The organism is Paucidesulfovibrio gracilis DSM 16080, assembly GCF_900167125.1.
GTDB classification, from domain to species: domain Bacteria; phylum Desulfobacterota; class Desulfovibrionia; order Desulfovibrionales; family Desulfovibrionaceae; genus Paucidesulfovibrio; species Paucidesulfovibrio gracilis.
In genome coordinates, this window is record NZ_FUYC01000033.1 from 1 (window position 1) to 13,909 (window position 13,909).

Annotated in this window: 12 protein-coding genes and 1 tRNA gene; 5 read left to right on the forward strand and 8 right to left on the reverse strand. The window is 59.3% G+C overall.

Features of this window, described 5'->3' with window-relative positions:
• Positions 1-74: 74 nt before the first annotated feature.
• The 5 genes from B5D49_RS14160 to B5D49_RS14180 all read right to left on the reverse strand — a co-directional run bounded on the left by B5D49_RS14160 (position 75) and on the right by B5D49_RS14180 (position 5,857).
• Complete coding sequence (locus tag B5D49_RS14160) at positions 75-1,247, reverse strand: sensor histidine kinase (protein WP_078718378.1); 1,173 nt, start codon at positions 1,245-1,247, stop codon at positions 75-77.
• Between the two features lie 271 nt (positions 1,248-1,518).
• Positions 1,519-3,192 carry a methyl-accepting chemotaxis protein gene (locus B5D49_RS14165; protein WP_078718379.1) on the reverse strand — a complete coding sequence of 558 codons (1,674 nt, stop codon included), beginning with the start codon at positions 3,190-3,192 and terminating at the stop codon, positions 1,519-1,521.
• A gap of 114 nt (positions 3,193-3,306) precedes the next feature.
• Entirely contained in the window at positions 3,307-4,353 is a 1,047-nt protein-coding gene (locus B5D49_RS14170) for a DUF1786 domain-containing protein (RefSeq protein WP_078718380.1), read from the reverse strand.
• A gap of 161 nt (positions 4,354-4,514) precedes the next feature.
• On the reverse strand, positions 4,515-5,357 hold the full coding sequence (locus B5D49_RS14175; protein WP_078718381.1) for a hypothetical protein: 843 nt from the start codon (positions 5,355-5,357) through the stop codon (positions 4,515-4,517).
• 164 nt (positions 5,358-5,521) lie between these two features.
• The gene (locus B5D49_RS14180) at positions 5,522-5,857 is read right to left on the reverse strand and encodes a tRNA-binding protein (RefSeq protein ID WP_327083026.1); all 336 of its coding nucleotides are present in this window, start codon (positions 5,855-5,857) and stop codon (positions 5,522-5,524) included.
• 86 nt (positions 5,858-5,943) lie between these two features.
• Here B5D49_RS14180 and B5D49_RS14185 point away from each other — a divergent pair, with 86 nt between their 5' ends.
• Positions 5,944-6,813: an esterase/lipase family protein gene (locus B5D49_RS14185; protein ID WP_144019525.1), complete on the forward strand. Its 870-nt coding sequence runs from the start codon at positions 5,944-5,946 to the stop codon at positions 6,811-6,813.
• 83 nt (positions 6,814-6,896) lie between these two features.
• Here B5D49_RS14185 and B5D49_RS14190 read toward each other — a convergent pair whose 3' ends face one another.
• Positions 6,897-8,498 carry a HEAT repeat domain-containing protein gene (locus B5D49_RS14190; RefSeq protein ID WP_078718384.1) on the reverse strand — a complete coding sequence of 534 codons (1,602 nt, stop codon included), beginning with the start codon at positions 8,496-8,498 and terminating at the stop codon, positions 6,897-6,899.
• A 27-nt stretch (positions 8,499-8,525) separates the two neighbouring features.
• Positions 8,526-8,984 carry a chemotaxis protein CheX gene (locus B5D49_RS14195; protein ID WP_078718385.1) on the reverse strand — a complete coding sequence of 153 codons (459 nt, stop codon included), beginning with the start codon at positions 8,982-8,984 and terminating at the stop codon, positions 8,526-8,528.
• A gap of 477 nt (positions 8,985-9,461) precedes the next feature.
• Between B5D49_RS14195 and B5D49_RS14200 the strand changes: the two genes are divergently transcribed.
• Entirely contained in the window at positions 9,462-10,205 is a 744-nt protein-coding gene (locus B5D49_RS14200) for an N-acyl homoserine lactonase family protein (RefSeq protein WP_078718386.1), read from the forward strand.
• Positions 10,206-10,246: 41 nt separating this feature from the next.
• Positions 10,247-10,627, forward strand: a complete 381-nt coding sequence (locus tag B5D49_RS14205; protein WP_078718387.1) for a hypothetical protein — start codon at positions 10,247-10,249, stop codon at positions 10,625-10,627.
• Between the two features lie 115 nt (positions 10,628-10,742).
• Here B5D49_RS14205 and B5D49_RS14210 read toward each other — a convergent pair whose 3' ends face one another.
• Positions 10,743-11,453, reverse strand: coding sequence for a DUF554 domain-containing protein (locus tag B5D49_RS14210; RefSeq protein ID WP_078718388.1), 711 nt, complete (start codon positions 11,451-11,453; stop codon positions 10,743-10,745).
• Between the two features lie 306 nt (positions 11,454-11,759).
• Here B5D49_RS14210 and B5D49_RS14215 point away from each other — a divergent pair.
• Positions 11,760-11,846 (forward strand) — tRNA-Leu (locus B5D49_RS14215).
• 1,004 nt (positions 11,847-12,850) lie between these two features.
• Positions 12,851-13,570 (forward strand): MuF-C-terminal domain-containing protein, encoded by a 720-nt coding sequence (locus tag B5D49_RS14225; protein WP_078718390.1) that lies wholly within the window; start codon positions 12,851-12,853, stop codon positions 13,568-13,570.
• Positions 13,571-13,909: the final 339 nt, after the last annotated feature.

The window sequence follows — 13,909 nt, forward strand, 5'->3', positions numbered from 1 at the left end:
CCGGGAAACGGGATTTCAAAGAACCATTGGCCCCTGGTCCGCACGAGGCTCCTGCATCAAAACCAATTTGAGCGCTAGCTTGCCGCAGAGGACGCTCCGACCGCTTCTTGTGGCTCAATGTTCGATGAAATCGGCACGTCCAGATAGAACACTGTTCCTGACTCTGAATCAGACCAGAAGCCCACCTTGCCGCCAAGGTAGCGCTCGCCGATCAGCTTCATGCTGTGCGTGCCCAGGCCGCGCCCTTTTCCCTTGGTGCTGAAACTATTTCGGAACATCTGTAAGCGAATATTTTTGGGCAGTTCCTGCTCATTGCGTACCCAAAATCGAACGGCGTTGTCGTGTCGCTCGCATCCGATGGTGACGGTTTGCTCTTTTGTGGAGGCTTCAGCCGCATTTTTGAGCATATTGCCGAGAACACGGCCGAGCAGGGAACGGTCCGATTCAAGGGATACAGGCGCAAAGTTGGGGGAGATTTCCAGATGCGGTCCCCTGGGCCATTGGGCCTGAAAGAGCTGCCCCAGATCCTGGGCAAGTTCCTGGGCGCGGATATATTCCTGTTCGACTTGGAGTTCCTTGTCTTTGCCCTGGGAGATTTTTTTCTGCACCGTGATTTCGTTGACGAGTCGGTCGGTTGCTTGCTGGAGCGTACGCATGGTGGAGGGGCTGACCTCCCCCATTTTGGGTTTGAGGATTTCCAACATATTGCGCACTCCGCCGGCAAGATTGAGCACGTCATGAAAGAAGAACCGCTCCAACGCCTTCAGTTCCCGGGTTTCCGTCAGGTTCGTGGCTGAGAAGACGCAGTAGTTTTGTTCCTCCGAGGCGATGCGCACCGCGAGCACATCCAGCAGCAGGGTTTCGGTGTGGTTTCCGACATGCCGAATCAGGTGGCATTCCTCACGTCCTTCCCCGCGCCGTTCACTGCCTTCCAAGGCTTTGATGGCGCCGCAGTAGGCGCAAAACTTGCTGGTTTGGCAGCCTGTCCGCTCCAGGCGGGCGTTGATGCATCCGAGGGCTTCACCAATTCGCAAGCCAAGACAATCATTGGCATTTCGATCACCGAGTAGAGCGGCACTCCGTGGGTGCAGGTATACGATTTCCCGTTTGTCGTTGAGAATGAAAACACCGCCGGGCAATGCCTGAATGAATGAAGAGCAGACGTGTTTTTCAAACAAGCGATTCTGGCGAAGGATTTCTTCCTGGCTGCTGCGTTGGAGCGGATCAAAGCGGGGGGGCTGACTCATGACACAATCCTTTTCAAGACAATACCAATGTTGAGGACGGGGACCGACCGTCACGGTCAAAACAGCTGCAATGTAAGATGAAGCGATCAGAATTCCAAGTTGTTTCTGTCAAAATATCATGGGGTTGGATTCGATTGTAATTTCTACTGAAATGATAGGGGAATCCTGCTTCGCCCAGGGGCGGTATGGCGGAAGGTGCAAAAAAAGCCTTGCAGACGTATCGTCCACAAGGCTTTGGGTACAATGTTGCGTCCTGGAGGAGAGGAAGAGACTAAAACTCCTCAAACTCCTGGTCCGATCCGCCATGGCTGTTGCCGGATTCCAGCTTGGAAGGGGTGTTGTTTCCTGTCAGCTTGGGGGGCTGCCGGGGAATGACTGTTGGCCCGGCAGGCTGGCTCGAGACCTGGAAAAACGCCACGGATGCGCGAAGTTGCTTGGCCTGGTGGCTGATGGTTGCAGAGGTGGAGGCTGTTTGTTCCGAGGCGGAAGCGTTTTGCTGGATGACGCCGTCCAGATCCTGCAGAGCATTATTGATCTGTGTGGCTCCGGAGGTCTGTTCCGCGCAGGCTGCCGAGATGTCCTGGATCAGTTCGGCGGTGCGCTGGATGCCGGGTACGAGCGTTGAAAGCATCTGGCCTGCACGGTCCGCCACTTTGACGCTTGAGCTGGAGAGTTCGCTGATTTCCGCAGCGGCCTGTCCGCTTCGTTCGGCCAGCTTGCGCACTTCCGAGGCCACCACGGCGAATCCCTTGCCGTGCTCTCCGGCGCGGGCTGCCTCAATAGCGGCGTTCAGGGCCAGAAGGTTGGTCTGTCGGGCGATTTCCTCGATGATTTCGGTACGCTCCGCAATGTTTTTCAGCGCGTTGACCGCTTCGGCAACGGCTTGGCCGCTTTTTTGGGCATCTTCGGCGGACTGGACCGAGATTTCCTCGGTCTGCCCGGCGTGCTCGGCGTTCTGACTGATGCTTCCGGCCATTTCCTCCATGGAGGAGGAAACCTCCTGCACATTGGCGGCCTGCTTCACGGCGCCATCCGCCAGACTTTGCGCCGCCGCGGTCAACTGGGCGCTTCCCGAGGAAAGGCTTTCGGCCGCGTGATCCACCTCCGCCACTACTTCGGAAACGCGTTCGGCCATGCTGTCCAAGGCTCTGGCCACAACGCCCATCTCGTCCTGGCGACTGCTGTTCATGCGGGACGCAAAGTTGCCCGCTTCCATACGCTGGGCCAGCTTGATGATTTCCTGGAGCGGACGGAACACGAGCCGGGCCAGCAGCATCCAGAGGGTCACGGCCACAACGGCCAGGATGAGCAGGGTTTCCAATGCAAGGAAAGTGTTGGCGCGCATCAGGTCGGCCTGCATTTTTTTGAGAGAGGTCGTGATCACAAATGCGCCATGCATTTCCCCGGCTTCCCAGCCCTCCTTGATTCCGCCGAGGGGGTCTTTTTCCCCTTTGGGGTGGCCGTGGCAGGACAAGCAGTCCGGGGTCAGGTGGATGGCGCGGAAATAGCTGATGCTGTCGGACCCACGGGCAACGTATTCCCGCAGGTTGTTGGCGCGCATGTGCTCCAGCACCTTTAATTCTTCCGGGGTAGGCGTGTTTTTCGGGTTGCGGGGGGAGACTTTGGGAACACGGAATTCATAGCCGCCTTCCTCGGCGTTGACCATGGCCATGTTGATGGCCGTGATAATGGGAACGGCCTGGAGCAGTTGCTCCTTGGGCAGCTCCTCAAAAGGACGAATGATGCCTTGTTCCAGTTTGTGGGACATCTCATTGCGGCCTGCCTCGGCCATGAGAAGAATTCCCTGGCTCTTTTCCAGGATGGCGTCCTCGGCATTGGAGGACACGAGCAGGGAATTTTGTACGGCCAGGATCAGGGCCACGATAAGGGGTCCGGCCAGGGCAATGGCCAGGATCTTCCATTTCATGGACAGGGATCGGAACATGGAGGCTCCTGTAGAATTTGGCGACGGAACAGCCGATGCGGAACAGCTTGGGCAACGGCGTACGTCGGTATCCGGGAACAGGTTGATGCTAAACCATCCTGGGGGAACCTGCTGTTATAAATGGCGCTGGGGGGCCGCCTCAGCCAGGGTGCGGCCTTTGAGCATGCCGAAGCATCCGGCCAGCATCATGTCGCCACCCGGAGCCGGAAACGTAACGTCCGCGTCCTTGAGCAGCGCACGCTGGGGACCGAGGACATACGTAGGCGTAAAGCCCCGGGCAGCGGCGGGAAGATCCAGTGTCAGGCAGCCGTGGCCCCGATCGTCAAAGACCGTATCCATGGTCAGGCGGCCGGTGCGGAAGAGGGCGAGATGCTCCAGCAGTTTGGACGCGTCCACCAGTCCGGTGTGATGTTCATAGACCCCGTGAATGCGTTCACGATAGACAAGAAAGGCGATCAGATGACTGTTGCCGAGGTTGACCACGGTAATGCCGCGTTCATGGCTTTGGGCCGCGATTTCCGGTTCGTGCAGAGCGCCGAGCACGGCAGCGGCGCCTGTGTCGGAAACAAGCCCGCCGCCGATGGCATCTTGCAGATCGGCCAGACGGGTCATTTCCCGGGGGACTTCGCTAAAGAGCAGGGCCGCGGGATCCCCGTGGGCCTCCAGCAGCAGGCGTTCCCAAAGCAGGAACCGGCCCCGGCGGTTGGATGTTCCGGGGTGAAAGCCATGGTCCTGGGCGCAGGCCATAATCTGCGCGGGCCGCTCCAGGCCGGTATGGTCCAGCAATCCATTCCAGAATTCCGGCACAAAGTCCGCCAGCAGCAACGGCGTGTATCCCTCCGGGCATTTTTCTGCCTGCCTAATGCCCATGGCGCGAACCCGGTCCAGGTCGTCGCCAATGGAATAGGCGGCGGATTCCGTGGCCGCAACAGGGCCGCCCGCGTTCAAATGGGCCTGGAGTGCACGGAAAAAACCGCCACCCATATTCTGACCGTGTAGCCAGAGGGGGCGGCCTGCCAGGGACTGGATGCGTTGGGCCACCATGCGGGCCGGTGAAGGGAGCACGAATTTGGGGCAGTTTTCCGGCTCCAGATTCGGGAAATGATACAAAACATCCTGGGTTCCGGAACCGATGTCGAGAATGAGCGTGGGACCAGGCATGAACGAGCCTCCGGGGTTGCGCGTGAACAGACCGTGGGATGCGTCGGGCTACCGGGCCAGGGTATCACGGTCCAGGAGCGGGAACAATCCGGAATGATGCGGAATCGGTTGGTATGCCGGAGACGCGACGCCGCAGGGGGTGGGCAAGGCCCGAATACGGATCAGGCCGGGACGCTGCTGTCGGGCTTGGCGGCGCTCTGGGTGCGTCGGTCCAGCACAGCGCTGTGAAATGCGCCGAGAAACAATGCTTCACTAGTGATTTTAAGCACTTCTTCAAGGCCTCCGACAATGGAATAGGCCATGTCCCCGGCACCGGGACCGAGCAGCCAGTGGAAAAAGTCAGGCCGGTTGGAGGCCATGTCCGCGGCCACGGAGAGAAACAGAACCACGAACCCGAGGCGCAGCAGGGAAAAGCAGCGACGGTAGCGCTTGATCTCCGCAAAGTAGAACCAAAGGACGACCAAGGCGGCAAGGCCGTATAGCCCGATGAGCATGTCGTCCAGGCGGCTGGTCCAGCCGGTGGCGTGCAGGTGCAGAACTTTGTGCAGCGAGCGGTCCAGGCCTTCATGCAGCAGGGCTTTCTCGTCCACGGCCAGAAAAGCGAAACCCAGGGAGATGATCAGCCAGATGGTGGCCGGATCCTTGATCCGCAGGGGATTGTCCCCCTTACGTTCCCGCCAGAGGTGGAAACACACGAAGCAGATCAGGGCCAGTTGGCAGACCGAAAGCAGGGTCACAAAGCCGTTTTCGTCAAAGGGGTGGTGCTTGTAGACCTGGAAGGTCAATTCCAGACTCACGCAGGCCGCGCCGATGCCCAGCAGGGACCAGAGCACCGGGGCAAGTTCCGGGGTGCGTTCGTCCCGGAGCATGGCCCAGGCAAGAACGCAAAACGCGAACATGGGCAGGAGGTGCAGATAATAGGCGCGGGCGAAATACACGGCGTTGTCCACGGAAACCAGCCCCACGATCAGGGCGAGGATGATGGTGCAGACCTTGCGATACATAGTGCTACCTGTGGGGGCTGTTGTTGCGGGCCGTCACCGCTGGTTGTCGGCGAAAGCGCGGAAGAATTTCTGTGCGTAACGAAACCGTCACCAAAACACAAGGGCGGACCGCAATGCGGACCGCCGTAAAGAAAACGAAAGCAGATGGGGTGCGTTTTACGGGATCAGTACACCCGGGAGCCGAGGGGGGCGTCCCGTTCGGGCTGGAGCAGGATCACGCCGCTGTTGTCGTGTCCGTCCACTCCCAGGGTGAGCACTTCGGACATGAAGTCCGCGATCTGGCGGGGCGGAAAATTCACCACGCAGAGCACGAGTTGGTTTTCCAGGTCTTCGGGCCGGTACTGTTCCGTGATTTGGGCGCTGGATTTTTTGACGCCAAGGGTCTCGCCGAGGTCGATCCAGAGCTTGTAGGCGGGTTTGCGCGCTTTGGGAAACGGTTCGGCCCGCCGGATCATGCCCACGCGGATATCCACCTTGAGAAAGTCGTCGAAATTGATCATCAGCATGTCTCCTTATTCACTGGTGTTTTCCAGTGGAGGGCTGTTCGGCCATTGACGCGGCGAACGGGTTGGAGCACATTCTTTTCATGAATATGCTGTTGTTTCTCGTCCTCTTTATCGTCCTGATTTTTCCAGGTCTTTGTTACCTCGTGAGCATAGCGTCCAATGCATTGCGCGGCAACCTGGAACGCATCGCCGATGAAAGCGGTGGGTTGTGGCTGGGCGTATTGGCCGGATGGTTCAACGCCATGGGAGCCACGGTGCTCATCAGTTTGAGTTACCCGTTCCAGCGATTGCTTCGGCGGCGGGGCGGCGGAACGGGAACACCCGTGGTGCTTATTCACGGGCTGTATCACAATCCTGCGGCCTGGCTGCTGTTTGCCCGATGGCTGGAGCGTCGCGGCTACGGCAATAGTTATACCGTGGGGTACGGCAGCTTCACCACCGTGTTTTCCGAAATCGTGCAGGAGGCGGGCCGTGTGGTGGACCAGGCGCTGGAGTCCAATCCGGGACAGCGCGTACTGCTTTGCGGTCATAGCCTTGGCGGGCTGGTTTGCCGTGCATTGCTGGCGGAAAAACGTTTTCAGGGGCGGATAGCCGGGGTGGCGACCATGGGCACGCCGCACCGCGGCAGCTTGCTGGGACATGTGGCCATTGGCGGGCTGGGGCGGAGCCTGCGGCCCGGTTCCCGGGTCATGCGCGATCTGGACGAGCTGTCCGAACCCCGGGACGTTCCGCGGCTGGCCTTGTTCACCCCGCTGGACAATATGGTCATGCCTGAACAGTGTCTGCGCGTGGGGCGCGAGGGGTGGATGGAAGACCGGCTTCCACTGCGGGTCAGCCATGTGGGGATGATCTACCATCGCCCGCTGGCCGAGCGCGTGGTCACGTTTTTTCGGCTGGCCGAGGCCATGTCGGAATGGAATGGGCAGGGCCGCGATTGCGATATGCCTTGACCAGGGAAGGGTGACGTCCGGGCAACGGTTCGGGCGTTGGTGTTTCCAGCGCGGACTGCTGGAGAACAGACCGCCCGCAAGAGTCAGCCGTCCATGAGCTTGGTGAGCATTTCCTTGAGTTCGGCGGGACGGAATGGCTTGGTGATAAAGGCATCCACGCCGGCATTTTCCGCCAGTCCGCGCTGGGAGGCCTCTTTTTCCGTGGTGACCATGACGATGGTGGTGTTTTCGAGGTCCATGTCGTCGCGGATTTGCTCCACCAGCTGCATACCGTCCATGACGGGCATGTTCATGTCCGTGACCACCAGATCCACCGGCCCAGCCTCCATGAGGTGCTGCATGGCTTCCTGTCCGTTCGAGGCCAGAGTGACATCGTACCCGAGGTCGCCAAGAATGGTGCGGTGCAGGGCCAGCATGGAGCGGGAATCGTCCACGGCCAGGGCGCGGCGGTCGGATTCTTCGGCCTGCTGTGTTGCGATTTGCTTCATCTCGTGGAGATGTTTTTTCGCGGCTTCGGTGTCCATGTCTTGCAGGCATTCCCGGAAATCTTTGAGCACGTCCTCGTCGCGGGTGCGCAGCAGGTGTTGCATGAGCAGGGCGACCGCGGTCTCGTCCTCATGCAGGGCGCGGAAGAGGTTCACGGCCTTGGAGGTGATCACGGCTTCGGCCAGACGTTCGGCCTGCTCGTCCGCCCGGTGGAGGTGGTCCAGCAGGGTGCGGACCATGCCCGGGTTGACGTGGTGTTCCAGTCCGCCCACTACGGCCATGAGCAGCAGTTCATCGGTTTCGTGCAGCCCGTCCATGAGGCAGATGATGTTCTTCAGGGTGCCGATGCGGCCCATGGCCTCGTAAAAGGCGTACCGCACGTTGGGCGTGTCGGCCCGGCCCCGGTCGAATGCCTCCATCAGGCCGTTGCCGCCGCTGCGCAGACCCGTGAAGCCGAGCACGTTGGCCGCGAGAATGCGTACATCCTCGTCCGGGGAGTACAGCGAGTCCAGCAGTGCGGGGACGGCCCGTTCGCCCAGATCGACCATTACGTCCGTGATCAGGCGGCGGGCGATGGGATTTTTGTGGTGTAGGTGCGAGGCCAGGAACTGGATGGATTCCTCGGTACCGAGGTCGCCCAATGCCTGGATAGCCTTCCAGGTGGGGACGTCGCAGGTCTGGTAGCGGTCCCCGGCGAGGCTGTGGCGGATCACATCCTTGAGCCAGGGCAGGGCCGAGGCATCGTTGAAGTGGCCGCACATTTCAATGCTCAGGCCCGAGGCAAGGGGATCCTCCGAGGAGAGATGTTTGCGGAAGGCGGGCAGGGCCGCGGGATCGTTGATGCGGGCCAGGGCCGTGAGGCATTCCAGGATGATTTCCGGGTCTGTTTCATTGAGGGCTAGGTCCACCAGGGGTTGGAGCGCTGCGGCAAAGCGGTGCTCGCCCGAGGCCCGGATGCACAGGGTGCGCAGTTTGCAGTCGGCCTTGCCCAGGCATTCCACGGCGAACGGTTCGTCCTCCGCCAGCAGGGCGTTGAGGGCAATGACCACCATGGAGTCCACGGAGGCGTCACCCACCGGGGATTCAAAAAGAGCGAGCAGCCCGGGCAGGGCTTCGGCCGGACGGTTTGCCGCCAGGTCGTTGAGCAGGGTGATCTGCTCCAGGAAATCTTTCTCTCGGAACCCGTCCAGAATGCTCATGAAATGATCCGTGGTTTGTCTTGGATACTATTCAATACAGAATTCAATAGTGAATTCGCCGGAAGCCGCCGTGAAGGGGATGGCCATGATGGGACCGGAACTGACGTGGGAAATGGTGTGTCCGTCCCCCATGATTACGGTGGGCGTGGATCCCTGGAAGGAATACCCTTGTTGGGAAAGGCCGGCCCGGGCCTGGCCCGAGACCATGTTGACCAGTTCACCCACTGCGTCCTTCACGTCTTCTATGATATTTTGCACGTCTTCGCCGAGCATGTTTTTGACAATGGTGATGGCCAGCGCCTTGTCAAACGTAATGGATACGCTGCCGCTGCGTTCTCCGGTAAAGCCGACAAGTCCGGTTACATCCCCTTGCGCCACGTTGTTTTTCTTCACGTAGGGGCGTCCCGCCTCGGGCGTGATCATTGCCATGGTGGACAATACATCCACGGCGGCCTTGATAAAGGGTTTTGCCAGTTCCACATCCATATTGAAGCGTCTCCTCCACGTGAAAAACCCGGAAAGCGGTATTCTGATTTCGCCGCATGTTCGCCTGGAACCCGGAATTTGATACGAATCAATTCTGCAACATCTACCTTTTGAATAACAGAAAGGTCAAGTGGACAGACCCGTTGCCGGATGTCTCTTTTGGAAATTATCAGACGAAAAGGTCAGTTGCCCGAGTCGGATCCATGGGACGACCCACAGGAATCGTGGCGTGATGCCGGGGATATTCGTTGCGGCACACCGCGGCAAACCATACGCAATCTGGATTTATTCAAGATTCCAGGGGCGGGCGAAACATGGGCAGCGGAAAAAATGGACAGCCGCGCTGCATGCGCCTTGCCGGATTGCTTTTCGATACATATTTTTTTGTTGCGCCACGGCGTCGGAATTCTCTACCATAGTGATCAACTCGTGGACGTTTCCGGCGCAAGGAGGCATACTGCGCACGGAGGTATCCGCATGAACTGGAAGATTCATCCCATCGTGGTCGGCACAAAGGTGTTCGACAAGAGCATGATGACCTATCAGTACAATCAGGGAAAGGAATTCGTTATTCCCTTATATGTCTGGTATCTTGAGGGCGGGGACAAGACCGTGCTCGTGGATACCGGCGAAATGCACCCCATTTGCTCCGAGGATCGGGAACAGGCCATCGGCGGCCGGATCCGCACCTTTGAAGACGGGCTGGCAGAGTTCGGACTCAAGCCCGAGGACGTGGATGTGGTTCTGCATACCCATTTGCACAATGATCATTGCGAAAATGACTATAAATGCGAAAACGCGACGTTCTATGTGCATGAAAAAGAAATGGAAAATATCCACAATCCACATCCGCTTGATTATCGGTACCTTGCCGACTTTGTGGAGGACGTGGAAGACGCCGGACAGATTGTTACCCTGGACAAGGATACCGAGGTGCTGCCCGGCATCCGCATGATCCACACACCGGCCCATACCGAAGGCGGCATGTCCGTGCTGGTGGATACGCCCGGCGGAAAGACCCTCATCTGCGGTTTTTGTACCATTGATGAAAACCTGAATCCGCCGCCCGCCATCCGCGGCATGGAAATGGACGTGATTCCCCCTGGAACGCATCTTAACGTCAAGGACGCGTATGATATTCTGCTGCGCGCGCGGGACATGGCCGACCGCGTGCTGCCGCTGCACGAACCGCGCTTCGCGGCCATGCGCACCATTGAGTGACGCGGCGCACCAACTCAAACAGAGAAGAGGACCGGCTACCCATGGCAGACGATTTCAGAACGTTGTTGAAAGAGGCATACCGCTCTCCGGACGGTTGGGGGCGAACCTACGAGGAACTCAAGGTTGGCGGGGTGTTCACGCTGTCCGTGCAGGCCAGCGACACGCATTCCAGCACGCCCGAGGAAATTCTGGACGATCCGTTTCAGTATGAAGCGTTTGAGGTGACCTTGTCCCAGGACGACGCACCCTTTATCGATACCCCGGGCAAGGGTGCCTGGGACGAACTCAAGCAGCGGCCCTGGGCTGAAAAATTCGGCCGGGGATACATCGCAGGGGTGCGGGTGGCCGAGTACCTGCCCGTGGCCGAGGTGCAGCGGGTCTTTGACGATCTCGAAGCCTATGCCGAAAACAAGGGGAAATAATCCCTCTTCGAAACAATAGCTTGGCGTTCGGTTCGGACGCGATGCTGAAAAAGCCCTCCCAGGCCCGGCACATTGTCGGGCCTTTTTACGGCCTTGGGCTGGTTGCCGCCTGAAATCAAAAACCGAGCAGGCCGGAGGCCCAGCCCTTGAGCATGGTCAGCAGCACGACGAAGACCAGGGCGGGCAGCAGGTTGGCCAGCTTGATGCTTTTGAGGTCCAGCAGGGTGATGCCGATGCCCAGGATGAGCACGCCGCCCGCGCCCGTGAGTTGAGAGATGACCAGAGGCGAGAGATAGTCCTGAAGATATCCGGCGAACAGGGTCAGCAACCCCTGATAGATCAACACCGCAAGAAAGGAAAAAAGCACGCCCAGACCGTAGGACGCGGCCAGGGCGATGGAAGCGAAGGCGTCCAGCACGGACTTGGTGTAGAGCAGGGTCCGGTCGCCGCGGATGGCTTCGTCAAAAGAACCGACAATGGCCATGGCTCCGATACAGAAGATCAGGGAGGCCGTGACCAGCCCTTCGGTGAAGCGTTCATTTTTGGAGCGGACCAGCCCCTTGAGCCGGTCGCCCATGGTGTCGAGCCGTCGGTCCAGACGCATCAGTTCCCCGGAAATGCCGCCCAGGAGCACGGAAAAAATAACCAAAAGCATGTCCTCGGCCTTAAAGGCCATGCGCAGGCCGATGACCAGGACACACAGCCCCAGCCCCTGAAATACGATGATGCGGATGCGGTCGGGAAAGCGGTTGTGCAGGAGCAGGCCGCAAATGGAACCGAGGATGATGGCCAGGGCGTTGACCAGTGTGCCGATGGGCAGAATCATGGCGGATCTCCCGACGTTGGAGTGGAAAAGGCTGGGAAGCGTGGCGTGGAGCCGTTGCAAGGCCAGGGCGTATGGGCAGGCCGACCATCTGTACAATGGACTGTTAGATAGCCTGTTGCGGGGCGGAGCCGCAAGAGGGCGGTGAACGGTTTGTGATTTTTTTTGGCAGCGCTGTGTGGGGGATGCCCGGCCACAAGGGCGGCAGACAGGCGGTTGCTGGACCATGACCTGCCTGTTGCCGCGCTCCTGCCTGGTTTTTGCTGTTGACACTCCCGGCACATTTTTCTAAATAAACCTCTTCCACTCGCCGGGATGGCGGAATTGGTAGACGCAGCGGACTCAAAATCCGCCGGTGGCAACACCTTGAGAGTTCGAGTCTCTCTCCCGGTACCAGAATAAAATAAAGCCCTCAGATGCCTTTTGGCACTGGGGGCTTTGTTTTTGGCCTACGTTGTGAGACCCGCCGGTCTAGGGTCTACACCCCCGCTGTAGTCCTGCTGGGCTGAAAGGCATGCCTTCGGCGACCAGGAGGCCCGCGGCCCCCTGGACCCCCATTTACCGGTCTCGCGCTGTCGCGCGGCCGGGGGCATGGCGTGGATGAACGTCTGAGGGAGGGCAGGCGGGGTAGCGCGGCGGCGTGTCGTCATGTTGCCGCGATTTCGGGTCTACACCAAAAACGGGGGCAGTCCCTCGGCAAAGGCCGTGAGGAAATGCTTCACTATTTGGAAAAACAGCGAATTGGGGCAGTACGTTATCGGGATGAATAGGAAAACCCCAGGAAACCGGCTTCCTGGGGTCCGCGCAGCCCCTTTGCGATCCCCGTACCGGTCGGGGGCATACGAGCCGCACAGTTTTTATATACGCACCCACGGGAGGGCCGTCAAATGAACACCAAATGGATCAATAGTTTTCGCACCGGCACCCACACGGACAGCGCGGGCCACACCAAGACCTGGACCCACAGCATCCTGGAACGCATCGTCTCCAACTTCGCCCGGCGCACCGAAGACCCGCCCCTGGTCTTTGGACATCCAACGTCCAGCGATCCGGCCCAGGATTCTACCCCTGCTCGCGGGGGTAGTCCCATCATCCTGGTACGCGCGGGAGGTCAAAGAAGGCAGGGCGCTTTACATCGACCAAAAGAAAGCCTTGAAGTGGTTCCTCTCTTCCGGGCAAGCAGTGCCCGGAGATGCAACCATTCAAGGCCAAGGCTCGGCTGGGACACAGTCCGCCGGGCTGCAATTGCCCCTGGAGATGACCAACCGATATGGTAAAAAAATATACATGGAAACCGATCTTGTCAACGCCCGCGAGGCGAGGCCTTCCCGCGTGCTCGCGGGGGTAGTCCCTGGGCGCGTTCCACACGCGGCTTTCGCTTGAGGCGAAGGAGCAGTTTTTTGATTCGATCAAGCCGTCTCCTGGCGCACACTCTGTCCGGCAGGTGCGCGAAGCCGCTGGCCCTCGTTATCGCCCCCGGCAAGCTACACACGCTGATGGATGAACACCCGGAGATAACGCCGGAGGTTGTCAAACAAATCCCGAGTGCTCTTGCCGATCCCATCATGATTTTTGACAGCGCAACGCAGGCCGGGCGGCTTGTCGTGATGCTTGACCTCAAGGGCGAGGACGGCAGCACAGTGATGGTCCCCATAGAGCTTGACGTCGTAAAGGACCACCACCGCGTCAACGTGTTGACATCCGTGTATGGGAACAGGCCGGGTTGGTTTTTAGGACAGATTGAGGCCGGGAATCTCCGGTATCAGGACAAGAAAAAGAGCCGTTCATGGGCGAACCAGCACAGGCTGCAATTGCCTCCGGGGGCTCCACTCAACGGCTCGGGTAAAAAATATACTTTGAGAGCGACCTTGTCAATCTGCGTCAGCGGGATGAATCGCTGTACCAGGGGGCTAAGGGCGCAACGCAAATTCGATCTGACGGATACATCGTCAACCTGTTCGAGAACGCGGATGCCTCCACACCGTTCCACGAAATGGCGCACGTCTTTTTTGAAGAAATGGGCAGATTTGTGGATGGGGGGTACGCGACCAAGGCTCGGCAAGATGATTATCTTGCCGCCCGCAAGTGGCTTTCTGATCTCGATAGTGACGAAGCCCTGACCAAGGCGTATAGCAAGCACGTCCAGTCACATTTTGACGGCAGGGCGTTTGACGCGCTGACAGAGGGGGAGAGAGGCCGCGCGCGGCAGATCGCCAAGCACGAGAAGGTCTTCCCCGCGCTCGCGGGGGTAGTTCCTGTCCCACCGGAGCGCCGCGTTTCGATGCGGAGTCTTCCCGCGTACTCGCGGGGGCAATTGTTTCGGATGGGTATGGAATGGACTGCATCGTAAATCCTTGCGGAAATGTCGAGCGGCGGCAGCCGCGAGCGGTGAACGGTCTTTGGGAAGGGGAGTCCGAGGGGAAAGCCCTTTCTGCAAGAAAGGGTTGCCCCTCGGAAAA

Coding starts and splice junctions, on each gene's coding strand:
- B5D49_RS14160 (WP_078718378.1), bottom strand. CDS start 1,247: ATGAGTCAGCCCCCCCGCTTTGATCCGCTCCAACGCAGCAGCCAGGAA.
- B5D49_RS14165 (WP_078718379.1), bottom strand. CDS start 3,192: ATGTTCCGATCCCTGTCCATGAAATGGAAGATCCTGGCCATTGCCCTG.
- B5D49_RS14170 (WP_078718380.1), bottom strand. CDS start 4,353: ATGCCTGGTCCCACGCTCATTCTCGACATCGGTTCCGGAACCCAGGAT.
- B5D49_RS14175 (WP_078718381.1), bottom strand. CDS start 5,357: ATGTATCGCAAGGTCTGCACCATCATCCTCGCCCTGATCGTGGGGCTG.
- B5D49_RS14180 (WP_327083026.1), bottom strand. CDS start 5,857: ATGATCAATTTCGACGACTTTCTCAAGGTGGATATCCGCGTGGGCATG.
- B5D49_RS14185 (WP_144019525.1), top strand. CDS start 5,944: ATGAATATGCTGTTGTTTCTCGTCCTCTTTATCGTCCTGATTTTTCCA.
- B5D49_RS14190 (WP_078718384.1), bottom strand. CDS start 8,498: ATGAGCATTCTGGACGGGTTCCGAGAGAAAGATTTCCTGGAGCAGATC.
- B5D49_RS14195 (WP_078718385.1), bottom strand. CDS start 8,984: ATGGATGTGGAACTGGCAAAACCCTTTATCAAGGCCGCCGTGGATGTA.
- B5D49_RS14200 (WP_078718386.1), top strand. CDS start 9,462: ATGAACTGGAAGATTCATCCCATCGTGGTCGGCACAAAGGTGTTCGAC.
- B5D49_RS14205 (WP_078718387.1), top strand. CDS start 10,247: ATGGCAGACGATTTCAGAACGTTGTTGAAAGAGGCATACCGCTCTCCG.
- B5D49_RS14210 (WP_078718388.1), bottom strand. CDS start 11,453: ATGATTCTGCCCATCGGCACACTGGTCAACGCCCTGGCCATCATCCTC.